The 25,068-nt window shown below is 72.3% G+C and carries 23 protein-coding genes; 18 read left to right on the forward strand and 5 right to left on the reverse strand.

The features are described from left to right. The first annotated feature begins 211 nt into the window (after window positions 1-211). The 8 genes from ACERUN_RS16980 to ACERUN_RS17015 all read left to right on the forward strand — a co-directional run bounded on the left by ACERUN_RS16980 (window position 212) and on the right by ACERUN_RS17015 (window position 8,970). On the forward strand, window positions 212-745 hold the full coding sequence (locus ACERUN_RS16980) for a hypothetical protein (RefSeq protein ID WP_370291225.1): 534 nt from the start codon (window positions 212-214) through the stop codon (window positions 743-745). A gap of 49 nt (window positions 746-794) precedes the next feature. Beyond that, on the forward strand, window positions 795-2,330 hold the full coding sequence (locus ACERUN_RS16985; RefSeq protein WP_370291226.1) for a flotillin family protein: 1,536 nt from the start codon (window positions 795-797) through the stop codon (window positions 2,328-2,330). 13 nt (window positions 2,331-2,343) lie between these two features. Next, on the forward strand, window positions 2,344-3,741 hold the full coding sequence (locus tag ACERUN_RS16990) for a cytochrome P450 (RefSeq protein WP_370291227.1): 1,398 nt from the start codon (window positions 2,344-2,346) through the stop codon (window positions 3,739-3,741). A 132-nt stretch (window positions 3,742-3,873) separates the two neighbouring features. Continuing rightward, complete coding sequence (locus ACERUN_RS16995; RefSeq protein ID WP_370291228.1) at window positions 3,874-5,379, forward strand: fatty acid desaturase; 1,506 nt, start codon at window positions 3,874-3,876, stop codon at window positions 5,377-5,379. Then, window positions 5,376-5,570: a ferredoxin gene (locus ACERUN_RS17000; RefSeq protein ID WP_370291229.1), complete on the forward strand. Its 195-nt coding sequence runs from the start codon at window positions 5,376-5,378 to the stop codon at window positions 5,568-5,570. The genes ACERUN_RS16995 and ACERUN_RS17000 overlap by 4 nt, the downstream gene beginning before the upstream one ends. 43 nt (window positions 5,571-5,613) lie before the next feature. Further along, the gene (locus ACERUN_RS17005; RefSeq protein WP_370291230.1) at window positions 5,614-6,195 is read left to right on the forward strand and encodes a TetR family transcriptional regulator; all 582 of its coding nucleotides are present in this window, start codon (window positions 5,614-5,616) and stop codon (window positions 6,193-6,195) included. Window positions 6,196-6,373: 178 nt separating this feature from the next. Then, on the forward strand, window positions 6,374-7,627 hold the full coding sequence (locus ACERUN_RS17010; protein ID WP_370291231.1) for a M15 family metallopeptidase: 1,254 nt from the start codon (window positions 6,374-6,376) through the stop codon (window positions 7,625-7,627). A gap of 176 nt (window positions 7,628-7,803) precedes the next feature. Next, on the forward strand, window positions 7,804-8,970 hold the full coding sequence (locus ACERUN_RS17015) for a CaiB/BaiF CoA transferase family protein (protein ID WP_370291232.1): 1,167 nt from the start codon (window positions 7,804-7,806) through the stop codon (window positions 8,968-8,970). Window positions 8,971-9,150: 180 nt separating this feature from the next. Here ACERUN_RS17015 and ACERUN_RS17020 read toward each other — a convergent pair whose 3' ends face one another. Genes ACERUN_RS17020 through ACERUN_RS17030 form a run of 3 tightly spaced genes read right to left on the reverse strand, consistent with a single transcriptional unit; the run spans window position 9,151 to window position 11,662 of the window. Further along, window positions 9,151-9,921, reverse strand: a complete 771-nt coding sequence (locus ACERUN_RS17020) for an amino acid ABC transporter ATP-binding protein (protein WP_370291233.1) — start codon at window positions 9,919-9,921, stop codon at window positions 9,151-9,153. After that, window positions 9,918-10,796, reverse strand: a complete 879-nt coding sequence (locus ACERUN_RS17025; protein WP_370291234.1) for an amino acid ABC transporter permease — start codon at window positions 10,794-10,796, stop codon at window positions 9,918-9,920. The genes ACERUN_RS17020 and ACERUN_RS17025 overlap by 4 nt, the downstream gene beginning before the upstream one ends. Before the next feature lie 14 nt (window positions 10,797-10,810). Beyond that, window positions 10,811-11,662 carry an ABC transporter substrate-binding protein gene (locus tag ACERUN_RS17030; protein WP_370291235.1) on the reverse strand — a complete coding sequence of 284 codons (852 nt, stop codon included), beginning with the start codon at window positions 11,660-11,662 and terminating at the stop codon, window positions 10,811-10,813. Window positions 11,663-11,838: 176 nt separating this feature from the next. Between ACERUN_RS17030 and ACERUN_RS17035 the strand changes: the two genes are divergently transcribed. Beyond that, window positions 11,839-12,933: a hypothetical protein gene (locus ACERUN_RS17035; protein ID WP_370291236.1), complete on the forward strand. Its 1,095-nt coding sequence runs from the start codon at window positions 11,839-11,841 to the stop codon at window positions 12,931-12,933. On the opposite strand, the gene ACERUN_RS17040 is transcribed toward ACERUN_RS17035, so the two are convergent. Next, window positions 12,917-13,726, reverse strand: a complete 810-nt coding sequence (locus ACERUN_RS17040; RefSeq protein ID WP_370291237.1) for a MerR family transcriptional regulator — start codon at window positions 13,724-13,726, stop codon at window positions 12,917-12,919. The genes ACERUN_RS17035 and ACERUN_RS17040 overlap by 17 nt on opposite strands. Before the next feature lie 117 nt (window positions 13,727-13,843). On the opposite strand from ACERUN_RS17040, the gene ACERUN_RS17045 reads away from it, so the two are divergent. The 5 genes from ACERUN_RS17045 (at window position 13,844) to ACERUN_RS17065 (ending at window position 19,976) form a co-directional block, all read left to right on the forward strand. After that, window positions 13,844-15,055 carry an acetyl-CoA C-acetyltransferase gene (locus ACERUN_RS17045; RefSeq protein WP_370291238.1) on the forward strand — a complete coding sequence of 404 codons (1,212 nt, stop codon included), beginning with the start codon at window positions 13,844-13,846 and terminating at the stop codon, window positions 15,053-15,055. A gap of 58 nt (window positions 15,056-15,113) precedes the next feature. Next, on the forward strand, window positions 15,114-17,315 hold the full coding sequence (locus ACERUN_RS17050) for a 3-hydroxyacyl-CoA dehydrogenase NAD-binding domain-containing protein (RefSeq protein ID WP_370291239.1): 2,202 nt from the start codon (window positions 15,114-15,116) through the stop codon (window positions 17,313-17,315). 120 nt (window positions 17,316-17,435) lie between these two features. Next, window positions 17,436-18,239 (forward strand): SDR family NAD(P)-dependent oxidoreductase, encoded by an 804-nt coding sequence (locus ACERUN_RS17055; protein ID WP_370291240.1) that lies wholly within the window; start codon window positions 17,436-17,438, stop codon window positions 18,237-18,239. Then, entirely contained in the window at window positions 18,236-19,294 is a 1,059-nt protein-coding gene (locus ACERUN_RS17060; protein ID WP_370291241.1) for a phosphotransferase family protein, read from the forward strand. Before ACERUN_RS17055 ends, ACERUN_RS17060 begins: the two co-directional genes overlap by 4 nt. A 10-nt stretch (window positions 19,295-19,304) precedes the next feature. Beyond that, window positions 19,305-19,976 (forward strand): histidine phosphatase family protein, encoded by a 672-nt coding sequence (locus ACERUN_RS17065; RefSeq protein ID WP_370291242.1) that lies wholly within the window; start codon window positions 19,305-19,307, stop codon window positions 19,974-19,976. Between the two features lie 5 nt (window positions 19,977-19,981). Here ACERUN_RS17065 and ACERUN_RS17070 read toward each other — a convergent pair whose 3' ends face one another. Next, window positions 19,982-20,746, reverse strand: a complete 765-nt coding sequence (locus ACERUN_RS17070; RefSeq protein WP_370291243.1) for an SDR family oxidoreductase — start codon at window positions 20,744-20,746, stop codon at window positions 19,982-19,984. A gap of 130 nt (window positions 20,747-20,876) precedes the next feature. Between ACERUN_RS17070 and ACERUN_RS17075 the strand changes: the two genes are divergently transcribed. Genes ACERUN_RS17075 through ACERUN_RS17090 form a run of 4 tightly spaced genes read left to right on the forward strand, consistent with a single transcriptional unit; the run spans window position 20,877 to window position 25,037 of the window. Then, window positions 20,877-21,500, forward strand: a complete 624-nt coding sequence (locus ACERUN_RS17075) for a PadR family transcriptional regulator (RefSeq protein WP_370291244.1) — start codon at window positions 20,877-20,879, stop codon at window positions 21,498-21,500. Then, window positions 21,497-21,679: a hypothetical protein gene (locus tag ACERUN_RS17080; RefSeq protein ID WP_370291245.1), complete on the forward strand. Its 183-nt coding sequence runs from the start codon at window positions 21,497-21,499 to the stop codon at window positions 21,677-21,679. The genes ACERUN_RS17075 and ACERUN_RS17080 overlap by 4 nt, the downstream gene beginning before the upstream one ends. Beyond that, window positions 21,676-22,398 (forward strand): ABC transporter ATP-binding protein, encoded by a 723-nt coding sequence (locus ACERUN_RS17085; RefSeq protein WP_370291246.1) that lies wholly within the window; start codon window positions 21,676-21,678, stop codon window positions 22,396-22,398. Before ACERUN_RS17080 ends, ACERUN_RS17085 begins: the two co-directional genes overlap by 4 nt. Next, the gene (locus ACERUN_RS17090) at window positions 22,398-25,037 is read left to right on the forward strand and encodes an FtsX-like permease family protein (protein WP_370291247.1); all 2,640 of its coding nucleotides are present in this window, start codon (window positions 22,398-22,400) and stop codon (window positions 25,035-25,037) included. The genes ACERUN_RS17085 and ACERUN_RS17090 overlap by 1 nt, the downstream gene beginning before the upstream one ends. Window positions 25,038-25,068 lie beyond the last annotated feature (31 nt).

A 25,068-nucleotide genomic window follows, 5' to 3' on the forward strand; every position in this document is an offset into this window, starting at 1 on the left:
GGGTGGGCGCCCCCCCGCAACATTGCGGGGCTGGGCGTTGCGGTTTGCCACCAATCGGCGCATCGGCGGCCGCGCTGAGCGGGCCGCTTGCCGTCCGCCCCCGCGCCCGCGCCCCGCTCGCCGTCCGCCCCCGCCCCCTCCTATCGAGGCTGCACCGGACGCGCGTCGTCGCTAGGCTGCCTGGCCTGACCTCGGCGGATCGGAGCTGACGATGGGCGTCTTCCTGGTGCTCGGCGTGCTCGGTCTCGCCGTCATCGCGATCTCGCTCGTCGTCGGCGACCTCCTGGACGGCGCCCTCTCGGCCCTCGAGGCCGACTGGATCTCGACCGCCGCCGTGGGCGGTTTCGTGTCCGCGTTCGGGTTCGGCGCCGCGGCGGCCGACGGTGGCGGTCTCCCCCTGCCGCTCGCGCTCACCGTGGGGGCCGTCAGCGGTGCCGCGGTCGGCTGGCTCGCCCTGTGGCTCACGCGCGTGCTCAAGGACGGCCCGAGCGACGGCACCGTCACGGTCGCCGACGCCGTCGGCCGCACCGCCCGCGTGGTCACCGCGATCCCGAGTGACGGCTACGGCGTCGTCCGGGTGGTCGTCGGCGGTCACAGCCTGCAGCTCAACGCGCGATCCGCCGCTGCGGTCGAGGCAGGCGCGGACGTCGACGTCACCGGCGTCGTCTCGCCCACCGCCGTCAACGTCGCCCCGGTGTGGCGCCTCGATGCCGGACTCGGCGGACCGCCCGCGTCCACCTCCTGATCCGTCACCCACCCCACACCCCGCCCGTGCCCCCAGCGAAGGAAGCGCCGTGAGTCCTGAAGTCCTGATCCCCGTCGGCGGGATCGTCGTCCTCCTCGTCCTGCTCCTCCTGCTGGTCACGAGCCGCTACAAGGTCGCCGGCCCGAACCAGGCGTTCGTGGTCACCGGCCGCAAGGGCAAGGCGGTGATCAATCCCGAGACGGGCGAGCTCACCACCGACCTGTCGGGTCAGAAGGTCGTGCTGGGCGGCGGCGTCTTCGTCGTCCCGTTCGTGCAGAAGCTCGGCACGATGGACCTCTCCAGCCGGCGGATCTCGGTGCAGATCCGCGGCGCGGTCTCGGGCCAGGGCATCAAGCTCAACCTGGACGGCGTCGCGATCGTGAAGGTCGGCGGCAACGCCGACCAGATCCGCCTGGCCGCGCAGCGCTTCCTGAGCCAGCAGGCCGACATCGAGCCGTTCACGCAGGAGGTGCTCGCGGGCGCGCTGCGCTCGATCGTCGGTGGCCTCACCGTCGAGCAGATCATCCGCGACCGCGCCGCCTTCGCCCAGCGCGTCGCCGACGAGTCGGAGAGCTCGCTCACCGGTCAGGGCCTCATCCTCGACGCCTTCCAGATCCAGGACGTCACCGACGACGGCACCTACCTCGCCGACCTCGGCCGCCCCGAGGCCGCGCGCGCCAGCCAGGCGGCGCGCATCGCGGAGGCCAACGCCCGCCAGGCCGCGGAGCAGGCGCAGATCGCCGCCGAGCAGGAGATCGCGGTCGCCCAGCGCACGCTCGCGCTCAAGCAGGCCGAGATCAAGGCCGAGACCGACGCCGCGTCCGCGCAGGCGGCGGCCTCGGGTCCGCTCGCGCAGGCCGACCGCGACCAGGCGATCCTGCTGGAGCAGGAGAAGGTGGCCGTGCGCCAGGCCGCCCTCACCGAGCGGCAGCTCGAGACCCAGGTGCGCAAGCCCGCGGACGCCGAGCGGTACCGCGTCGAGCAGGAGGCCGAGGCGCGGCGCTCGTCCGAGATCGCCGCCGCGGAGGCCCGCAAGGCCGCCACGATCGCAGCGGCCGAGGCCGACGCCGAGAAGGCCCGACTCACCGGTGAGGCCGAGAAGCTGCGCCGGGCAGCGCTCGCCGAGGCCGAGGCGATCGAGGGAGCCAAGCGCGGTGAGGCCGAGAAGGCCCGACGCGTCGCCGAGGCCGAGGCCGTCCGTGCCGAGGGTGAGGCCCAGGCGGCCGCCACGCTGGCCGTCGGCCAGGCGGAGGCCGAGGCGATGGACAAGAGGGCCGCCGCCTTCGCCGGCTACAACGACGCCGCCGTGCTCCAGATGCTCATCGAGGTGCTGCCGCAGATCGCCAAGGAGGTGGCCGCGCCGATCGCCGCGATCGACCAGCTCACCGTGCTCTCGACCGACGGTGCCGGCGCGCTGCCCAAGCAGGTCACCGACAACGTCGTGCAGACCCTGCAGATGCTGAAGACCTCCACCGGACTCGACCTCGAGTCGCTCATCCACCGCTCGGTCGAGCGGGCGCAGTCCGGTCTCGGCGGCGGCGACGGCGTGCTGCCCCCTGCCTCGGGTCCGACCACCGGCAGCTGAGAGCCGCATCGCCGTGGAACCCGTCGTCCTCACCCGCGCGACCACTCGCCCGCTGCCCGGCTCGCGCGGGTTGTTGCCGTGGCGCGCCGCCCTCGACCAGCCGCGCTCGCTCGCCTCATGGGTGCTCGCTCACGGCCTGCAGAAGGCGCTCATCGAGCGCAACGCCCGCACGGGCGACCTGATCAGCCGACTCGTCAGCGATCCGGCACTGCGGGCCGACCCGTTCGGCGCCTACGAGGAGCTGCGCTCGCGCGGGCGCATCACGGCCAACCGGTACGTGTCGGGGTCGGTCGATCACGCGGTGTGCAACGAGGTGCTGCGCAGCGACGCCTTCGGGGTGGCGGGCACCGACGGCCAGCTGCCGGCGCCCGTGCAGTGGCTGCTGCAGCGCACCCGCGACGACGACACCCTCGGCCCGATCGACCGGCCGTCGATGCTCGCCGTCGACCCGCCCCAGCACACCCGCTACCGCCAGCAGGTGGCCCGGGCCTTCACCGCCCGCAAGGTCGGCCGGTTGAGCGACCGGGTCGGTGAGGTCGCCGACGGGCTGCTCGACGACATCGAGCGCCGTGCCGCGCTCGGCCCCCGCGAGGACGACGGCCTCGGCTTCGACCTCATCACCGAGTACGCCGGGCGCCTGCCCGTCACCGTGATCGCCGACCTGCTCGGCGTGCCGGAGGCCGATCGCGACCGCCTGCTCGTGCTGGGCAACGAGGCGGCCGTCACCCTCGACCCTGGCCTGACGCTCGCGGAGTTCCGCCGGGCCGAGCGGGCGCTGCGCGAGCTGCACACCTGGTTCCGCGGCCACGTGGAGCGCCTGAGGGCCGACCCCGGCGACGACCTGCTCAGCCAGCTCGTGAAGGTCGAGGGGCCCGACCGCCTCGATCCGGTCGAGCTGCACCAGGTCGGGCTGCTCGTGCTGGCGGCGGGCTTCGAGACCACCGTGAACCTGATCGGCAACGCCGTCGCGCTGCTCGACGCCCACCCCGACCAGCGCGAGCGCCTGCTCGCCGAGCCGGACCTGTGGCCCAACGCCGTCGACGAGGTGCTGCGCCTCCAGGCGCCGGTGCAGCTGACCATGCGCATCGCCCAGCGGACGACGGAGGTGGCCGGTCGCCGCTTCGCGCGGGGCCACGGCGTCCTGCTCTACCTGGCCGGGGCCAACCGCGATCCCCAGGTGTTCGAGGACCCCGCCCGCTTCGACGTGGCCCGCCCCAACGCCGACCAGCACCTGTCGTTCTCGGCCGGCGTGCACTTCTGCCTCGGCTCGAGCCTGGCCCGGCTCGAGGCGGCGGTGGCGCTGCGACGGCTCTACGAGCGCCACCCGGACCTGCGCCTGGCCGGGCCCGGACGACGCCGGCCCACCCGTGTGCTGCGCGGGTTCGAACACCTGCCGGTGACGACGGGCTGAGCGTCGTCCCCCCGGATGTGACCTCGGCCACTTTACAAGTCATAACCACTTGTCAATTTCCTTGACAAGTCCTACCTTCATGTCAAGCGATGGGCGCCGCGCGCCCCCCTGGCGTACGAAGGTGAGGAAGAGATGAGCGGATCTGCGGCGATCGGCCAGACCGTCCCCGAGGGCTCCACCGAGAAGTGGAAGGACAAGAAGCGCTACCTGTGGCTGATCGGGCTCGTGGTGCCCGGACTCGGCCTCATCGCGTTCGTGAGCTACGCGCTGCTCGGCTGGTCCGCGCTGCTGTGGATCGGCCCGATCATCGTCTTCGGCGTGGTGCCGGTGCTCGACCTCCTGGTCGGCCTCGACCCCACGAACCCCCCGGACGACGTGATCGAGGAGCTCGAGAACGACAAGTACTACCGCTGGGTGGTCTTCGCCTACCTGCCGCTGCAGTACCTCGCCTTCTTCGGCGTGATGTACATGGTCGCCGGCGGCAACCCGCTCCAGGGCGTGGCCGACCTCTTCGGCGCGCGTGAGTGGATCGCCGCCAACGTGAGCGCCGACCTCGTGCGCGACTTCGACCTCTCCGTGCTCGACAAGATCGGCATCGCGACCTCGCTCGGCATGATCTCGGGCATCGGCATCAACACCGCCCACGAGCTCGGCCACAAGAAGGAGTCGGTGGAGCGCTGGCTGTCGAAGATCGCCCTCGCGCCCGCCTTCTACGGCCACTTCTACATCGAGCACAACCGTGGCCACCACGTGCGCGTCGCCACCCCCGAGGACCCCGCCTCCAGCCGTCTCGGCGAGAACTTCTACACCTTCTGGTTCCGCACCGTGTCGGGCTCGCTGAAGAGCGCCTGGGAGGTCGAGGCCAAGCGCTACCGCCGCAAGAAGACCCACCCGTTCCACCTCGGCAACGACGTGCTCAACGCCTGGGTGATGTCGGCGGTGCTCTTCGGCGTCGTGATCGCCGCGTTCGGCGTCGAGACCCTGCCCTACCTGCTGCTCCAGATGGTCGTCGGGTTCTCGCTGCTCGAGGTCGTCAACTACCTCGAGCACTACGGCATGCTGCGCCAGAAGGTCGGCGAGAAGCAGCGCTACGAGCGCGTGCTGCCCATGCACTCGTGGAACTCCAACAACATCGCCACGAACGTGCTGCTCTACCACCTGCAGCGCCACAGCGACCACCACGCCAACCCCACGCGGCGCTACCAGACCCTGCGCGACTTCAAGGAGAGCCCGGCGCTGCCCACCGGCTACGCCGGCATGATCGACCTCGCCCTCATCCCGCCGCTGTGGCGCCTGGTGATGGACAAGCGCGTCGTGGCCCACTACGACGGCGACGTCACCCTCGCCAACATCGCGCCCGGCAAGGAGGCCAAGTACCTCGCCAAGTTCCCGCCGCCGGCCGAGCACGCGGTGCAGACCGAGGACCTCTTCGCCCAGACCTTCGAGGGCGAGGTGCTCGCCGCGAAGTGCCCCGGCTGCTCCTACACCTACGAGGTCGCCGCCGGCGACGAGCACGAGGGCTTCGCCGCAGGCACCGCCTGGGCGGACATCCCCGACAGCTGGTGCTGCCCCGACTGCGGTGTGCGCGAGAAGATCGACTTCGTCCCGTTCGACCCCGAGAAGGTGCAGGCACCGTGAAGATCGTCGCCGACTACGACAAGTGTGAGGGCCTCGGCATGTGCGAGGCCATGGCCAACGACTACTTCGAGGTCGACGAGGACGCCGAGAAGGTCGTCGTCCTCGATGACAGCCCGGATGAGAGCGACCGCGCGCACGTCTACGCCGCGGTGCAGGCCTGCCCGGTGCTGGCGCTGACCCTGGAGGGGTGAGGCACCCGCGATGACGGCGAGGCAGGTGGCTACCCTCGTGCGGGTGGCCACCTCCTCGCTGCACGACCGGCTCGTCGACGCGGCCGTGCGCCTGACCACCACGTCCGGGTGGGCGAAGGTCACGATGGCGCGTCTCGCCGACGACGTCGGGGTGAGCCGGCAGACGGTCTACAACGAGATCGGCACGAAGGCCGACCTCGCCAGCGCGATGATCCTGCGCGAGCTCGACAACTTCCTCGCCGGCGTCACCCGCTCCTTCGACGAGAACCCCGGCGACCTCGTCGCCGCGATCCGCGACTCCGCACGCCGGGTCCTGAAGTACGCCCAGGACAACGCGCTCCTGCACGCCGTGGTCTCAGCCACGCACGGCGCCGACACCGAGCTGCTGCCCCTGCTCACCACCCACAGCGAGTCGCTGCTCGAGGGCGCCAAGCAGGTGGTGGCCGCGCGCGTGGCCGAGTACGACGTGTCGCTGCCTCCCGAGCGGCTCGAGGCGAGCATCGACATGGTGGTGCGGCTGGTGCTGAGCCACATCATGCAGCCCTCCGGCGAGCCCGCCCGCACCGGCGACGACATCGCCTGGATCGCAGGTCAGGTGCTCGGCAGCACCGGCCCGTCAGCCTGAGCGTCGTCCGCCGAGACATCCCCAGCGACGTAGTCATTTCGGACCAGGACCATCGTCCGATCGGGTCGGATCGGTCGTGATCGGCCGTGATGATGTCCAGGCCCGGGCTTCGGTCCCGGGTGTCGACTACCCTCGGTTGCACGGTGTCGTCGGGCAGGCCGGCGACCGGGAGGGGATCATGCACCGGGCGCGACGAGGCGTACGGCAGGCAGCGGCGCTGTCGGCCGTATTGGCGGCGACCCTGATCGCCGGGTGCAGCGGCGCCGAGCGCGGCGGGGACGCCACCACCGACGAGACCCCCAGCCGTGCGTCGTCCACGACCTCGGTGGAGGACACCGCCGCCACCGGCGGCAAGGACGCCACGAAGAACGCCGTGCCCGAGCCGGGCCCGTTCTCCGGTCGGCTCTTCGGCGACGACCTCCTCGTCGTTGCCGACTCGACCATCGACCCGGCGGCGATGAAGAAGATCGTCGGCGTCACCGTGCGCGGCAAGCGCGGGGTCGCGGCCTACCAGCCTTTCTCCTACGGCCAGGCCCCCCTGGAGAACAAGCTCTACAACATCGCCGCGGTCGATCCCGGCAAGTTCCGGGCCTTCACCGGTGGGCGCAGTGCGGCCTTCCAGGAGCAGTGGGACCGCATCGCCGACGGCGAGATCGCGGTGTCGCGCAGTCTGCAGAAGGACATCGCCCTCGGCGACGACGGCTTCCTCGAGGTGGGCGGCGAGCGGATCCACGTGGGCGCGTGGTCGCCGTCCGAGGTCGAGAACGTCGACGCCATGGTCAACGCCAAGTGGGGCGCGGCGCTCGACCTGCCCCGCAACAACGCCGTGCTCATCAACACCGGCATCACCTCGCCGCAGGCCGTGCGCGCCGCCATCGAGAAGGCCGTCGGCAAGACCTCCTACTCGATCACCGCCCTCGACATCGTCGCCCAGGCCGGCATCGACCTCGACACCTTCCAGACCGTCGTGCCAGTCGGCACCTTCCGCGACGCCGTCGGCGTCTTCCGCTACACCCCGATCGGCGGCGGCCGCATCGCCCCCGACCCCGCATGGGTGCGCGAGCACATCGTCACCGCCGACGTGCCGATCCTCGGGCGGGTCACCTGCAACAAGTACATGATCCCGCAGCTGCGCGCGGCGCTCTCCGAGGTCGTGCAGAGCAAGCTGGCCGACAAGATCAACCCCCGCGAGTACGCCGGGTGCTACTACCCCCGCTTCATCGCCGGCTCCTCCAGCCTGTCCAACCACTCCTTCGGTCTGGCGCTCGACTTCAACGTGCCCGGCAACCAGCGCGGCACCGTCGGTGAGATGGACCGCAACGTCGTCGCCATCTTCAAGCGCTGGGGCTTCGGCTGGGGCGGCGACTGGGCCTACACCGACCCCATGCACTTCGAGGTGCAGCGCATCGTCAACCCCGGCAAGCGCGGCTGAGCGGTCGTCGCTCCGCCCCCCGGTCGCGGCCTCCGGGTCGGGATTCACCGGTGAACCGGTGAATCTCGTGCTGGTCGCATGAAGCTTCAGCCGACCAGCACGAGTTTCGGTCGACCAGTCGTCGCCCATCGCGGACGATGACAGCACTACTGTCACAGTCATGCCATGATCGGCGCATGACGTTCGAACTGGGGCAGGGCACGGGGCCGCTGAAGGGCCTGAAGGTCGTCGAGATCGCCGGCATCGGCCCGGGCCCGCACGCGTGCATGATCCTCGCCGACCTCGGCGCCGACGTGATCCGCATCGAGCGCCCGGGCGGGCAGATGCTCGCCGGCGGCTCGCACGACCTGCTCAACCGCGGCCGGCCGAGCGTGGCGCTGAACCTCAAGGACCCCGACGCGGTCGCCACGGTGCTCGACCTGGTCGCGCAGGCCGACATCCTCGTCGAGGGCATGCGCCCCGGGGTGGCCGAGCGTCTCGGCTTCGGGCCCGAGGTGTGCCTCGAGCGCAACCCGAAGCTCGTCTACGGGCGGATGACCGGCTGGGGTCAGGACGGACCGTGGGCGCACGCCGCCGGGCACGACATGAACTACATCGCGATCACCGGCACGCTCTTCGGCCTCGGCCAGGTCAAGGACAAGCCGCAGTTCCCGGGCAACCTCGTCGGCGACTTCGGCGGCGGCTCCACCTACCTCGTCATCGGCATCCTCGCCGCCGTGCTCGAGGCCCGACTGTCCGGCCAGGGCCAGGTCGTGGACGCCGCCATCGTCGACGGCACCGCCAACCTCAACGCCATGACCGCGGCCTTCCTCGCCGGTGGCGGCTACAAGGAGGAGCGGGCGGCCAACCTGCTCGACGGCGGCGCGCCCTACTACGACATCTACGAGACCTCTGACGGCCATCACATGTCGGTGGGGGCTCTCGAGCCGCAGTTCTACGACCTCTTCCTCGAGCTGCTCGGCATCAAGGACGTCGCACCCGACCGCTGGGACCTCGAGAAGACCGGCGAGCTGCGCGAGCTCCTCACCACGACCTTCAAGACCAGGACGCGCGAGGAGTGGTGTGCGATCTTCGACGGCACCGACGCCTGCGTCGCGCCGATCCTGACGCTCACCGAGGCCAAGGACCACCCGCACATCAAGGCCCGCGAGATCTTCGTCGAGCACGAGGGGGTGCTGCAGCCGCAGCCCGCCCCGCGCTTCTCCCGCACCGCCGCCACGCTGTCGCACCCGCCCGCCCCCGGCGCCGGCGCGCACACGCGCGAGGCGCTGTCGGCCTGGGGCGTCGAGGACGTCGACGGGCTGATCGCGCGGGGAGTGGCGGTCCAGGCCGAGCTGGGCTGAGCGGGGTCGAGCGAGGTCGGCGCGCAGCGTCCGCGCGGGGAGCGGGCGTCCGCCGTCCTCGGAGGGACGCCGGCGAGGGGCGTCGATTGGTGGGAAACCGCAACGATTCACCGGCAAATGTCGTGGATTGGCGCCAAACCGCAACCCTTCCGCGCCCCGCCTGGAGCCGCCGCAGCCGACCTACAGGTGCAAGCGCGCGAGGAACTCCCGCGTCTCGGCGTGCTCGGGCGCGTTGAAGATCTGCTCGGGGGTGCCGGCTTCGACGATGCGGCCGCCCGCGAGGAACACGACACGGTCGGCGACGCGGCGGGCGAAGCCCATCTCGTGGGTGGCCATGAGGATCGTCGAGCCGCCCTCCTTGAGGTCGCGCACGAGGTCGAGCACCTCGCCGACGAGCACGGGGTCCAGGGCGCTGGTGATCTCGTCGAGCAGCAGCAGCTCGGGATCGGTGGCGATGGCGCGCACGATCGCGACGCGCTGCTGCTGGCCGCCGGAGAGGCGGTCGGGGTACGAGCGGGCCTTGTCGGCGAGTCCGATGCGCTCGAGCAGTGCGAGTCCCTTGGCCTCCGCCTCGGCCTTCGACACCTTGAACACCTTGCGGCTGGCGAGCGTCACGTTGTCGATCACCCGCAGGTGCGGGAAGAGGTTGTAGTGCTGGAAGACGACGCCGATGCGGGCGCGCACGGCGTCGGGATCGGCGCGGGGGTCGGTGATGTCGTCCTCGCGCAGGAAGATCTGGCCGTCGTCCACGGGCTCGAGGAGGTTGACGGTGCGCAGCAGGGTGGACTTGCCCGACCCCGACGCCCCGATGAGGACGACGACCTCGTGCTCGGCCACGTCGAGGTCGATGCCCTGCAGCACGGCGTGGTCGCCGAAGTACTTGCGCACGCCGCGCACCGACAGCGCGGTGGGTCTCGTGGCCGCTGCCCCGGCCGCTGCCTCGCTGCTCACACCGCACCCCCGATCTGCTCGCGCGCCCGGGCGCGGGCGCTGAGCCAGTCGCTGACTCTGATGAGAGGCCACGACAGCGCGACGAACACCAGGCCGGCCACCACGTAGGGCGTGAAGTTGTAGGTGTCGGTGACCACGCGCTGGGCGCTGCGGATGGCGTCGACCGCGCCGAGGATGGAGATGAGGCCGACGTCCTTCTGCATGGAGACGAAGTCGTTCATCAGGGCGGGGGTCACCTTGCGCACGGCCTGCGGCAGCACCACGAGCCGCATGGTGCGACCGTGGCTGAGGCCGAGCGAGCGCGCGGCGAGGCGCTGCGAGGGATGCACGGCCTCGATGCCGGCGCGCAGCACCTCGGCCACGTAGCTGGAGTAGGTCAGCGTGATCGCGACGGTGCCCCACACCTCCGCCGGCACGCGGCCGAAGAGGTTGAGCCCCGGCACGCCGAAGCCCACGAGGTAGAGCACGATCAGCAGCGGCATGCCGCGGAAGATGTCGGTGTAGGCCGCCGCCGCGAGGCGCACCGGCGCGAACACCGGGCCTCGCAGGGTGCGCGCCAGCGCGAGGGCACTGCCGACGATGGCCACGGCCACCGTGGCCACGACGAGCACGCGGATGTTGAGCCAGAGGCCGTCGAGGATCGCCGGCAGGGCGTCGAGGCCGATGGAGACGTCGAAGAACGACGACTTCACGTCCTCCCAGCCCGGGCTCAACCGCAGCGCGAGGACGACGGCGCCGGCGAACGCCAGGGTGCTGGCGGTGCCGACGACCACGGATCGGATCTGGGCGCGACGCCGGTAGGCGCGGCGCTCGAGCTCCACGGCGGAGGGAGCCGGCCGGTCGACCGGCTCCCTCCGTGGGGTGAGCAGTGACATCGGTGACGCGAGCGCTACTTGAGCACCGGAGCGTCGACCTTGTCGGCCAGCCACTCCTGCGCGAGCTCGTCGAGCGTGCCGTTCTCGCGGAGCGTGTCGACGGCCTTGGTCACCGCGGCGGTGAGGTCGGAGCCCTTGGGCAGCACGAGACCGAACTGGTCGCCGCCCTCGCTGGTGTCGAGCTGGCCGATCACCTTGCCGTTGTCGAGCTCGGCGGCCGCGAGGTAGAAGGCGGTGGGCAGGTCGACGGCGAGGACGTCGATCTGCTTGCTCTTCAGCGCCTGCACGGCGTCCTCGTTGGAGTTGAAGATCTTCACCTTCTGGCTGGGCTTCACCAGGTCCTCCACCGCCTTGAGGGTGGTGGTGCCGGTGGCGACACCGATCAGGCTGTCCTTGACGCCGGCCAGGTCGGTGGCGTCGGCGCCCTTGCTGCCCTCGACCGACACCAGCGCGGGCACGGTCGTGTAGTACGGCGAGGAGAAGTCGACGCCCTTCTTGCGCTCGTCGGTGATCGAGAACTGCTGCAGGTTGAAGTCGAAGTCCTTGGGGCCGGGCGCGATGGCGGCGTCGAAGGTGGTGCGCACCCAGGTGACGTCGGCCTTGTCGAAGCCGAGCTCGTCGGCCACGGCGTAGGCGACCGCGGCCTCGAAGCCCTTGCCCGACTCGGGCTTGTCGTCCTCGACCCACGGCGAGTAGGCGGGGTCGCCGGTGGCGATCGTCAGCTTGCCCGGGGTCAGCGTGGCGAGTTCGCCGTCGCTGGTCGCAGACGACGAGCCGCCGTCGTCCGAGCCGCAGCCGCTGAGGGTGAGGGCGGCAGCGGCCGCGAGGGCGGCGAGGACGCGGGTGGCGGGCCGGAGGTGGGGCATCGGACGCACTCCTGGGGACGGGCCCGACGAATTGTCGAGCAGATCGATAGAGAATTGGTCCCGAGGGCGCTCAGCGTACCCGGGCGCCGGGTCGGATGATTCGTCGCGGGCGCGCTGGGGAGCCTTCGAGGAGCAGGCCCGACCGAGCGGGCCTGGATCGAGCGAGGAAAGGCCACATGCCGAGAGTCGATACCGCCGAGCCCGACCGGACGTCGGGGCGCGCCCCGAGCGGGGTCATCGGTGCGGTGCGAGCCTTCGCCGGGACGTTGGCCGCGGTCGTCCTCGCGACGGGTGCAGCGGCCTGCTCCGACGACACCAACGACACCAACGACACCGTCGACGCCGACGCCGTCATCGGCGGCGGAGCCGAGTCGGTGTCCGGGGCCACCAGCCGCTTCTCGTTGCCGGTCGGCCCGATCGCGGTCACCGTCGGCAGGCCGACGGCCAGCCTCCGCGCCGACCTGGTGCGCGACGGCCGTCGTCGCGACGCCCCCGCGGGCTCGTCGTTCGTGCCCGTGCACGTCGAACCCCCGCCCGTCGACCGGATGCCGTGGGCGGGGCTCCTCGCCGCCACGCCTCGGCGGGCAAGCGTCGTCCTCGAGGCGCAGGGGGAGCGTCGGGAGCTGGGTTCGCCCTACCGCGTGGGTGCCACCGGCCGCTCAATCTCGTCGGTCGCCGACACCACCTTCTATGCGGTGTTCCCAGGACGGCCCGATGCAGGCGAGATCACCGTGACCGTCCGCTACGACGCCGGGGAGCAGCAGGCGGCGGCCGGCGAAGCGCCCACGGGCGCCGGCTCCACGCTGGCAGCGCTCACCCCGGACCGTCCGGCCCCGCCCTCGTGTCCCGGTACCGGATGGCAGGTGGTCGGTGCGGGGCCCCGCGCGACGGCGCGCGTGGCGTGCGACCTGGCCGTCACGGGGTGGACGCCCTACTGGCCGGGGCGCGGATGGGCGCCCCCCGGGCGTCCGTGGCTGGTCGTCGACGTCACCCGCCTGCAGGTGCAGGCGGTGACGGTGGGCGGTCGCGAGGTCGAGCTGGGGCAGGCCGAGGCCGGGGGAGACGTCGAGGGGCTCGGGGCCACCGACCGGGGCCCGGGCAGTCTCGGCGGCACCGTCGTCCTCGGCTACGACGAGGTCCGCGACGCCACCCTCGACCTCGAGGTGTTGCTCACGGCGTCGCCGGCGTCGGGCGATGAGCGTCGGGCGCTCTTGGTGCGGCGCGAGCTCGTCGTGCCGGCGCCGCAGAGCGCGCTCACTGCGGGTCGCTGACCTCCGGTCGGCGCGCCCGGGGCACCCGCGCGACACGCGCGATCGCTGCCTCGTAGGCGGTGACGAGGCCACCCACCGAGAGCGGCTTGAGCCGCTCCATCACCTCGCGGAAGTGGGCCGAGCGCTCGTCGCGGTACAGCGGGGCGAGCCGGTCGGCGATCATCTCGAACAGCTCCTTGGCCATCTGCTCGCCGTGGTCCTGGTAGATCGCGGCCGCGGCCACCGCCACCTCGCGGGGAAAGCCGAGCTCGAGCAGGCGGACGCCGAGGCCGAGCTGGTTGCTCGCCACGAGGTAGGCCTCCCCGCGCAGCCGCAGGACGCCGAGCGCCTGCAGCGTCGCGACGTCCTCGCTGCTCAGCTCGCGCCCGGCGCGGGTCTCGAGCTGTTCGTGGGTCATCTCCACCGGCAGGTCGGCCTGCCAGGGCGCGAGCATCGTGCGGGCCAGCGCGATGTCCTCGGGCGTGGCCTCGTCGGGGATGCCGTCGACGTAGCGCTCGATGGCCGAGAGGGTGAAGCCGTGGCCCTGCAGCTCGGTGACCAGCTCGAACCACGCGAGGTGCAGTGCGGAGTAGTAGCCCGAGCGGCCGCGGCGGATGGGCGGCGGCACCAGGCCCTTGGCGGTGTAGAAGCGCACGGTGCGCACGCTCAGGCCGGTGCGGCGGGTGAGCTCGTCGAGCGTGAGCAGCTCGCTGCCGTCGTCCACGGGGGCGGGGCCGGAGGCGCCGGAGCGCGCCGATGTCGCGCGCGTCACACCCTCGGGCGGACCATCCGTCGGGCCCGTGCTCTTGACCATGACACCAATAGTGTCACAATCAGTCCGGGGTCCTCCCTGCGCCGCTGCGCTCGCGCGGCGCGCCTCTCGCACCGGCCGATCTGCGCCGGGCGGCAACAGTCACGGACAAGGACGGTCATGGCAGAAGCATTCGTGTACGACCACCTCCGCACCCCCCGGGGTCGCGGCAAGGCCAACGGCAGCCTCCACGAGGTCAAGCCGATCGACCTGGCGGTCGGTCTGCTCGACGCCGTGAAGGAGCGCAACCCGGGCCTCGACACCAACCGCGTGGACGACGTCATCCTCGGCGTCGTGTCCCCGGTCGGTGACCAGGGTGGCGACATCGCCAAGACGGCCGCGCTGGCCGCCGGTTACCCCGACACCGTCGCCGGTGTGCAGCTCAACCGCTTCTGCGCCTCGGGCCTGGAGGCCGTCAACCAGGCCGCCAGCCGCGTGCGCGGTGGGTTCGAGACCCTCATCCTGGCCGGCGGCGTCGAGTCGATGAGCCGCGTGCCCATGGGCTCCGACGGCGGCGCCTGGGCGCAGGACCCCGCCACCGCCTTCCGCTCGAGCTTCGTGCCCCAGGGCATCGGCGCCGACCTGATCGCCACGGTCGAGGGCTGGAACCGCGAGGACGTCGACGCCTACGCCGCCGAGTCGCACCACCGCGCCGCCAAGGCCCAGGCCAACGGCTACTTCGACGGCGCCCTCGTGCCCGTCAAGGACATCAACGGCATCACCGTGCTCGACCGCGACGAGACCGTGCGCCCCGACACCTCCGTCGAGGGCCTCGCCGGCCTCAAGCCCTCGTTCGCCCAGCTCGGCGCGGACGCCGGCTTCGACGACGTCGCCCTCGAGAAGTACCACTGGCTCGAGAAGATCAACCACGTCCACCACGCCGGCAACTCCTCGGGCATCGTGGACGGCGCCGCGCTCACCCTCATCGGCAACGAGCAGGTCGGCAAGGACCTCGGCCTCACCCCCCGCGCGCGCATCATCGCCACCGCTGTGTCGGGCGCCGACCCCGTCATCATGCTCACCGGCCCCGCCCCGGCCGCCCGCAAGGCGCTCGCGGTCGCCGGCCTGGGTGTCGAGGACATCGACCTGTTCGAGATCAACGAGGCCTTCGCCGCCGTCGCCATGCGCTTCATGCGCGACATGGGCATCAGCCACGAGATCACCAACGTCAACGGCGGTGCGATCGCCATGGGCCACCCGCTGGGTGCGACCGGCGCGATGATCCTCGGCACGCTCATCGACGAGCTCGAGCGTCGCGACCTGCGCCGCGGCCTCGCCACGCTCTGTGTCGGCGGCGGCATGGGCATCGCGACGATCGTCGAGCGCGTCTGACTCGACGGCCCCCTCGGACCGTCCTCGATCTCTCCTCATTGAACGAACAGGAACAACAGTGAGCACCGACACCCAGACCGCCGTGCGCTACGAGCGTGACGCCGACGGCATCGTCACCCTGACCCTCGACGACCCCAACGCCAGCGCCAACACCAGGAACGAGCTGTACATCAGCTCGATGGCCGACGCCGTGGAGCGCCTCTACGCCGAGGCCGACGACGTCACCGGCGTCGTCATCGCCTCGGCCAAGAAGACCTTCTTCGCCGGCGGCAACCTCAAGGGCATGGTGGAGGCCACCCCGGCCGACGCCACCGACGTCCTCGCGATGGCGGAGAACGTGAAGAAGGCGCTGCGCCGCCTCGAGCTCTTCCCGAAGCCCGTCGTGGCCGCCATCAACGGCGCCGCGCTCGGCGGCGGCTACGAGATCACGCTGGCCGCCCAGCACCGCATCGCCGTCAACGACTCCAAGATCAAGATCGGTCTGCCCGAGGCCAGCCTCGGCCTGCTGCCCGGCGGCGGCGGCGTCACCCGCGCCGTGCGCAAGTGGGGCCTGCAGACCGCGCTCATGGACATCCTGCTCCAGGGCGCGCAGTTCGGCCCCGAGGCGGCGCTGAAGAAGGGTGTCATCGACGAGGTCGTCGACAGCCAGGACGCCCTGATCCCCGCCGCGAAGGCGTGGATCAAGGCCAACCCCGAGGCCGCCCTCAACCCGTGGGACGCCCCCGGCTACAAGATGCCGGGCGGTTCGCCGAAGTCGCCCGCGCTGGCCGGCTTCCTGCCCGCCTTCCCGGCGCTGCTGCGCAAGCAGACCAAGGGTGCAGTCTACCCCGCGGCCCGCGCGATCCTCTCGGCCGCGGTCGAGGGTGCGCTGGTCGACTTCGACACCGCCTCGCGCATCGAGAGCCGCTACCTGACGAACCTGATCGTCAACCAGGGCTCGAAGAACATGATCCAGGCGTTCTTCTTCGACCTGCAGGCGATCAACGCCGGCTCGCTGCGCCCGCAGGGCATCGAGCCCTACAAGGCCAAGAAGGCCGTCGTCCTCGGTGCCGGCATGATGGGCGCCGGTATCGCCTACGTGCTGGCGAAGTCGGGCGTCGAGGTCGTGCTGAAGGACATCTCGACCGAGGCGGCCGAGAAGGGCAAGGCCTACTCCGAGGGCATCCTCGACAAGGCCATCAGCCGCGGCAAGTCCACCGAGGAGAAGAAGGCCGAGCTGCTCGGCCGCATCACCGCCACCGCCGACGCCGCCGACGCCGCGGGCGCCGACCTCGTCGTCGAGGCCGTCTTCGAGGACCCCTCGCTCAAGGCCAAGGTGTTCGCCGAGATCCTGCCGCACCTCGCGCCCGGCGCCCTGCTGTGCTCCAACACCTCGACCCTGCCGATCAGCGAGCTGGCGGCCGGTCTCGAGGACGAGGCGCACCGCCCCCGCTTCATCGGCCTGCACTTCTTCAGCCCCGTCGACAAGATGCCGCTCGTCGAGATCATCGCCGGCAAGGAGACCTCCGACGAGGCGCTCGCGCAGGCCTACGACGTCGTCCTGCAGATCCGCAAGACGCCGATCGTGGTCAACGACAGCCGCGGCTTCTACACCTCGCGCGTCATCGGCTTCATGGTCAACGAGGGCCTGGCGATGCTCGCCGAGGGCGTGGCGCCGTACTCGATCGAGCGCGCCACCACCTCGGCCGGCTACCCGGCCCCGGTGCTGCAGCTCACCGACGAGCTCAACATGGAGCTCATGGCCAAGATCGCCAAGGCCACCCGCGAGGCCAACGAGCGCGACGGCGTCACCACGCCCGAGCACCCGGGCATCGCCGTGGTCGAGAAGATGCTCGAGCTCGGTCGCCCGGGTCGTCTGCGCGGTGCCGGCTTCTACGAGTACGTCGACGGCAAGCGCGGCTCGATCTGGTCCGGCCTCGCCGAGCAGTTCCCCGTCGCCGACGAGCAGCCCGACATCCAGGACATCCGCGACCGCATGCTGTTCGCGGAGGCCCTGGAGACCGCGAAGTGCTTCGAGGAGGGCGTCATCACCTCGGCGGCCGCCGCGAACATCGGCTCGATCATGGGCATCGGCTTCCCCCCGAACACCGGTGGCGCCGCCCAGTTCATGACCGGCTACGAGGACAAGGAGACCGGCGAGATCGGCCTCAACGCCTTCCTCAAGCGCGCCGACGAGCTGGCCGCGAAGTACGGCGACCGCTTCTCCGCCACCCCGTGGCTGCGCGAGCTGGCGGCCTCGGGCAAGGGTTTCCCCGCCTGATCGGTCGTCTTGGACGACGAAACCCCCGCTTGGACGACGAAGTTCCCTCGTCCAAGCGGGGGTTTCACCGGCCGGCCGGTGAATCTGCCCCATGCGGCCGCGCCCGTTAGGGTCGCCGATGTGAACGGCACCACACCGCGCGTCCTGATCACCGGCGCCGCTTCAGGACTCGGCGCGGCTCTCGCGCAGGCCTGGGAGGAGCGGGGGGCGCGGGTGCTGCGCACCGACCGCACCCCGGGCGCGGACCTGGCCCTGGACGTCACCTCGGACGACGACTGGGCGGGGGCGCTGGCCCACGTCGAGCGGGAGTGGGGCGGGCTCGACGTCCTGGTCAACAACGCCGGCATCGCGGGTGGCGGGCGGCTCGAGGTCAGCGGCATCGACGAGTGGCAGCGCCTCGTCGATATCAACCTGCTGGGTGCGGTGCGCGGCACGGCCACTTTCACTCCGATGTTCAAGGCCCAGGGGAGCGGGCGGATCGTCAACATCGCCTCGCTGGCCGGGCTCGTGCACCCTGCCGGCATGGCCGGCTACAACGCCACCAAGGCCGCCGTCGTCGCGCTCACCGAGACCACCGGCCACGAGCTCGCCGCCCACGGCGTCACGGCGCACGTGGTGTGCCCCTCCTACTTCCGCACCAACCTCATGGCGGGCGTGCAGGGGCGCGATGCCGCCCTGCAGCAGGTCATGGCGCGACTCGTCGAGGACTCACCGATCTCCGCCGACGACATCGCGGCCGCCGTCCTCGCCGGGCTGGAACGGGGCGAGGAGCTGATCGTGCCCGACGAGGCCGCCCGCGGCGCCTACGCGCTGAAGCAGCACGACCGCGCCGGCTACGACGCGGTGATGCGCCACCAGGCGAAGCGGTTGGACCAGATCGCCGCCGCCTCGGCCGCCGGCGAGGAGCAGGAGGAGGCCCGATGAGCGAGGAGCGCGAGGAGTCGCGACCGGTCCGCGAGGAGGATGCGTTCGACGTCGCGGCCGTGGAGGCCTGGCTGGGGCGCGGGCCGATCACCGAGGTGCGCCAGTTCCCCGGCGGCGCCTCGAACCTCACCTACCTGCTGCGCATGGCCGAGGGTCCCGAGCTGATCCTGCGCCGCCCGCCCGCGGGCACCAAGGCCCGCGGCGCGCACGACATGGGCCGCGAGTACCGCATCCAGGCCGCCCTCGCGCCGGTGTTCCCGCAGGTCGCCACGATGGTCGCCCACACCGACGCCGACGCGAGCCCGATCGGCAGCGAGCTCTACGTGATGGAGCGCCTGCACGGCCTCATCCCGCGCCGCGACTTCGGCTTCCCGGTGACGCCCGCGCAGGCCGATGCCCTGTGCAGCGCCGCCGTCGACACCCTCGTCGCCCTGCACGCCGTCGACGTCGCCGCCGTCCCCGGCCTGGCCGCGCTGCACAAGGGCGATGGCTATGTGGCCCGCCAGATCTCCGGGTGGACGACGCGCCTCGCGAACGCCCGCACCGACGACACCGGCGACTGGAGCGACATCACCGACTGGCTGGCCGCACACCAGCCGGGCGACGTCGGCGTCGCGATGATCCACAACGACTTCCGTTTCGACAACATGGTGCTCGACCCCGACGACCCCACCCGCATCGTCGGCGTGCTCGACTGGGAGCTGGCCACCGTCGGCGACCCGCTCATGGACCTCGGGTGCACGCTCGCCTACTGGGTGGAGGCGGGCGACGACGAATTCTTCCTCGCCTTCCGGCGCCAGCCCACCACCGAGCCGGGCATGTGGACCCGCCAGCAGGTCGTCGACGCCTACCTCGAGCGCACCGGGCGCTCGCTCACCGACGCGCAGTGGCGCTTCTACGAGGTCTACGGGCTGTTCCGCCTCGCCGTGATCGCCCAGCAGATCTGGTATCGCTACGCCACGAAGCAGACCACCAACGAGGCCTACGCGGTCTTCGGCCCGGCGGTCGCCTACCTCGAGCAGCGCTGCCGCGCGATCCTCGCCGGCGCCTCGTGAGCGCGGCCTGATGGGCGTGCTGCTGCTCGTGCGGCACGGGCAGGCCTCCTTCGGCGCCGACGACTACGACGTCCTCTCACCCACGGGCTGGGAGCAGGGGCGGACGCTCGGGCGCTGGCTGGCCGAGCACGGGCCGGTGCCCGCGAGCGTGGTGCACGGTGGGATGCGGCGCCATCGCGAGAGCTGGGAGGCGATCGCCGAGGGAGCGCACTGGCCGGCGGACGGCGAGGCCGTGCAGGAGGACGCCGACTGGGCCGAGTTCGACCACCTGGCGGTGCTCGCCCGCTACGCCGAGCTCACCGGCGCGGTGGTGCCCCACGACGCCGACCGCCGCACCTTCCAGGCCCACTTCGAGCAGGCCACCGCGCACTGGACGGGCGCGTCCGAGGGCGTCTACCCCGAGTCGTGGACGACGTTCGCCACCCGCGCCGCCCGCGCACTCCACGCCGCCGCCGAGCGTCCCGGGCCGACGCTGGTCCTCACCTCGGGAGGCGTGATCGCCGCGCTCGCCGCCTCACTCGTGCTGCCGGCCGCAGCAGATCTCGGCCCCACCTGGTCGCGCTTCAACACCGTGGTGGTGAACTCCGCGGTGACGCGGGTGATCGTCGGGCCCACCGGCGCGCGGCTACTGACGTTCAACGAGCACCCGCACCTGCCGCGCGAGCTCGTCACCTACCGCTGAGGCCGTCAGATCAGCCGCTTCACCACGGCCAGCGGCGCGTGCTTGATGACCTGGCCGAGCGGCGTCCACGGCAGCTGCGGCACGCAGGCGTCGGCGACCTCCTTCTCGATGGCCGCGACCATCGAGGCCACGCCCTTCTCGGTGGAGGCCATGAGCGGCGTCGCCTGGTCGACGTGGGCGTTCATCTCCGAGCGGATGTAGCCCGGGTAGAGCACGGTGACCTTGATCTTCTTCTGCAGCTTCGTGCCGTAGAGCTCGGTGCGCACGCCCTCGGCGAGGTGCGCGACGCCGGCCTTGGTGGCGGCGTAGGTGGTCATCGCCGACGGCATGCCCCGCAGGGCCGACACCGACGAGATCATCACCAGGTGACCGGCCTCCTGGGCGCGGAACACCTCCATCGCCGCCTCGGTCTGGGCGAGCGCGCCGACGAAGTTGGTCATCGCGGTCTGCAGGTTGGCGTCGAAGCGACCGGTGCCGAGCTTCGCGCCCTTGCCGAGCCCGGCGTTGACGACGATGCGGTCGAGGCGCCCGAGGTCGTCGCGGAAGCCGCGCACCACCTCGAACACCGCATCGTGGTCGGTCACGTCGAGCGCGCGGACGACGACGCGCCGCTCGGGGTGCGCGGCGACGATCTCGCCGCGCAGCTCCTCGAGCAGCTCGAGGCGGCGGGCGGCGAGCGCGAGGTCGTAGCCCTTCGCAGCGAACTGGCGGGCCATCTCGGCGCCGAGCCCGCTCGACGCGCCGGTGATGAGGATCGTGGGTGCGGCCATGGCGCCAGTGTGGTCGATGCGCCACGCCGGTCGACGAGGAGTCTCGACAAGCCCCCTATACCGGGTATAGCGTCCGCGTATCGCCATACCCGGTATGCACGCCGGGTGGTCCAGCCCCTCGGGAGGCCCCATGTCCGTCAAGCACGCACTCCTCGCCCTGCTCGAGCAGGAGCCGATGTACGGCTACCAGCTGCGCGCCGAGTTCGAGCAGCGCACCGGCACCACCTGGCCGCTCAACGTCGGCCAGGTCTACACGACCCTCACCCGCCTCGAGCGCGACGGCCTCGTCGCCGTCGAGGGCGAGGACGACGAGGGCCACGTCGTCTACCGGATCACCGAGTCCGGTCGCGGCGAGGTGAGCGCCTGGTTCACCACGCCGGTGGCGCGCACGCAGCCTCCGCGTGACGAGCTCGCGATCAAGCTCGCGCTGGCCGTCACCGTGCCCGGGGTCGACGTCGGCACGGTCATCCAGCAGCAGCGCAGCGCCACGATGGCCGCCCTGCAGGACTACACCCGCCTCAAGCGCGGCGCCGGCGCCCCGGGCGATCTGGCCCCCGCCGACCTCGCCTGGAGCCTGGTGCTCGACTCCCTCGTCTTCGCCGCCGAGGCGGAGGTCAGGTGGCTCGACCACTGCGAGGCGCGCCTGCGCCGGGCCGCGGTCGAGCGTCGCTCGGGCGAGCGGGGCGTGGACGCCGTTCCCGGGCCGGCGTCCGCCCCCGTCGACCGCCCCCGGGGCGAGGAGGTCGGCCGATGAGCGCACTGCTGCAGCCCCAGGTCCGTCGCCTCGACCGCGCCGAGCGGCGCTGGTTGGACGACGCCCGCGCCCGCCTGCGCCGCACCCACGACGTCCACCTCGTCGCGGCCGACGACGACTCCTCCTCCGCCGACCCGCTCCGTCCCACCCCGCCGACCCCCCTCGGAGGTACTCGATGAACCCCCTGCTCCACCTGCGCGACGTCACGCGCGTCCACGGCTCCGGCGCCACCGAGGTGCACGCCCTGCGCGGCATCACCTTCTCCGCCCACGCCGGCGAGCTCGTGGCCGTCATGGGGCCCTCGGGCTCCGGCAAGTCCACGCTGCTCACTATCGCCGGCGGCCTCGACAGCCCGACGTCCGGCGCGGTGCTCGTCGAGGGCACCGACCTGGTCGGCCTCGACACCGCCGGCCGCGCCCGCATGCGGCGCACCTCCATCGGCTACGTCTTCCAGGGCTACAACCTGGTGCCCGCGCTCACCGCCGCCGAGAACGTCGCGCTGCCCCGCGAGCTCGACGGCATCGGAGCCAAGCAGGCCCGAGCCGAGGCGCGCGCGGCACTCGAGGAGGTGGGGCTCGGCGAGCTCGCCGACCGCTTCCCCGACGAGATGTCGGGCGGTCAGCAGCAGCGCGTCGCCATCGCCCGCGCCGTGGTGGGCGAGCGGCGGCTGATCCTCGCCGACGAGCCCACCGGCGCGCTCGACACCGAGACCGGCGAGGAGGTGCTGCGCCTGATCCGCGCGCGCTGCGACGCCGGCGCGGCCGGCGTCCTCGTCACCCACGAGGCGCGCCACGCCGCCTGGGCCGATCGCGTGGTGTTCCTGCGCGACGGCGTCGTCGTCGACGAGACGGGCGCCGACCCGGTCGACGTCCTCGTGCACTCCGAGGCCTCGGCCTGATGGCCGGTCGGGTCGCGAGCTGGCGCATCGCACTGCGCCTGGCTCGCCGCGAGGCGCTGCGCCGTCGCGGCCAGACGGCGCTGATGCTGCTCCTCGTCATGCTGCCGGTGGTCGCGGTGTCGGCCGCGGCCGTGGTGTGGCGCACGGCGGACGTGTCAACGGCCGAGGGCATCGATCGCCGCATGGGCGCCGCGCAGGCCATCGTGACGCCCGGTGGCGCTGCGAGGGTGGCCCAGGCCTTCGACTCCCAGGACGCCACCTTCAGCGACGGCGAGCCGAGCACCGCCTCGGCTGGCGCGACGCGCGCCGCCATCGAGAAGGTGCTCGGACGACGCCCGGTCGCCCCGATCGTGAAGGACGCGATCGACTTCGAGGTGCCCGGGGGCCGCGCCGCCGCCGGGTACGTCGAGACCGCGTTCGGCGACCCACTCACGCGGGGCCTGTTCCGCCTCGAGTCCGGCCGCTACCCCACCGCCCGGGGCGAGGTCCTGGTCAACCCCCGCGTGGTCGAGCGCGGCCAGAGCATCGGCGACACCCTGACGACGGTGCAGAAGACACCCGACGGCGAGCGGCGCGCGACGCTGCGCATCGTCGGCGTCGCCGAGAACGCCGCCGCTCGCGGCGGGCCGATCCTCGGCGTCGTGCCGGGAGCGCTGGGCGCACCGGTGCTCCTGCCCGACGGCAGCCCGCTCGTCCAGCAGTCGTGGCTGGTGGGAGGCTCTCCGGTCAGCTGGGACGACGTCCAGCGCCTCAACGCGGTGGGACTGCTCGCCGACTCCCGCGCCGTCCTCTCCGACCCGCCGCCCGACAGCGCGCTGGCGCCCGAGATCGCCGACACCAGTGAGCCGGTCGACGAGATCGTCGTGACCACGCTCGCCCTCGTCGTCACCATGGTGCTGCTCGAGGTCGTGCTGCTGGCCGGGCCGGCCTTCGCCGTCCGCGCCAAGGCGCAGGCGCGCACCCTCGCGCTGGTGGCGGCCGTGGGCGCGACGCCCGCGCAGGCCCGACGCACGGTGCTGGCCTCCGGCGTGGTCATCGGCACCGTCGGCGGAGTCGCCGGGATCCTCCTCGGCATCGGTCTGGGCGCGCTGGCGGTGCCGATCGCGCAGCGCACCTCCTTCGCGTGGTTCGGGCCCTTCGAGGTGCCGTGGCCCCTGCTGGCGATCGTGGCGATCTTCGGGTTCGTCGCCGCCGTCGCGGCCGCGGTGGTGCCCGCGGTCTCGGCCTCGCGCCTCGACGTCGTCGCCGTGCTCGGCGGACGACGCGGCGAGGGGCGGGTGTCGGGTCGCTCGCCCGCGATCGGCCTGGTGCTCATCGGCGCCGGCGTCGCCTGCGGTGTGCTCGGTTCCCGGTCGGGCTCGGTGTCGCCGCCGCTGGTGGCCGCCTCGGCGCTGCTCTCGGTTCTCGGCATGATCGGTCTGGTCGGCGTGAGCGTCGCCGGGTTGTCCCGTGCCGCCTCCCGGCTGCCTCTGTCGGTGCGCTTCGCCGCCCGCGACGCCGCACGCCACCGCACCCGCACCGTGCCCGCGGTGGCGGCAGTGGCGGCATCGGTGGCCGGGGTCGTCACCCTCGGCATCGCGCTCTCGACCCAGGACGCCGCGCAGGACCGCGACTACACCGCGCAGCTGCCGATGGGGTGGGGCGCGGTCACCACCGGCTCGGCCGACATCGATGCGACGCTCGGGGCCGTCGTCCGCGAGCTCGGGCCGGGGCGGGCCACGACGGTCTCCGGCCTGGCCTCGCCGCGCGACGGGGTCGAGTTCAGCGACCTCTCGATCAGCGAGGGCGAGGAGTCCCTGCCCTTCGGAACCTATTCCTCCCTCGGCACGTCGTGGGTGGTCGACGACGCGGTGCCGGCCTTCCTCGGGGTGCCCGACGGCCAGCAGCGCGCGGCCCGCGCGGCCCTGGGGCGCGGCGAGGTGGTGGCGCTCGTTCCCGCCGCGAACGAGGGCTCGCGCGAGATCCCCGACGCTCGCTTCACCGTCGACCTCTTCGCCGAGTCCGGCGAGCAGACCCAGACCACGCTCACCGCACCCGTGCACGTGGTGGCGATCGATGCGACCTACACCTCCGCGTCGGGCATCGTCCCGCCCTCGCTGCTCCCGCGGCTGAAGCTGACCGCGACGCCGGCCGGCCTCGTCGTGCCGCCCGGCATCAGCGCGGAGGAGCAGAAGGCCGTGAGCGAGAGCGTGGCCGCGATCGGCAGCGGCGGCTACTTCTACGTCGAGCGCGGCTACCAGCCGGATGACGCGTCGCGGATCATCCGCTGGGTGCTCGTGCTCCTCGGTGCCGTGCTGATGCTCGGCGGCACCCTCACCGCCACCTTCCTCGCGCTCTCCGACGCCCGTCCCGACCTCGCCACCATGGCGGCCGTCGGCGCCCGGCCGCGCACACGGCGTCGGGTCGCGGCGTCCTACGCGCTGGTGGTGGGCGGCGTCGGTGCCGTGCTCGGGACCGGGGTCGGCTTCGTGCCGGGCCTGACGATCGGCCACGCGATCGGCGCCTCCCAGGCCGGCGACGTCTTCGCCGTGCCGTGGCTGCAGGTGGCGATCGTCGTCCTCGGGCTGCCGCTGCTCACCGCGGGCGCCGTCGGCCTCGCCGCCCGCGGTCGCCTGCCCCTCGTGGCTCGGATCGACTGAGGGGGCGTCGGCCAGCGGGACAACTTAAAGT

The organism is Nocardioides sp. (assembly GCF_964229035.1).
In the GTDB taxonomy this organism is placed as follows: Bacteria; Actinomycetota; Actinomycetes; order Propionibacteriales; family Nocardioidaceae; genus Nocardioides.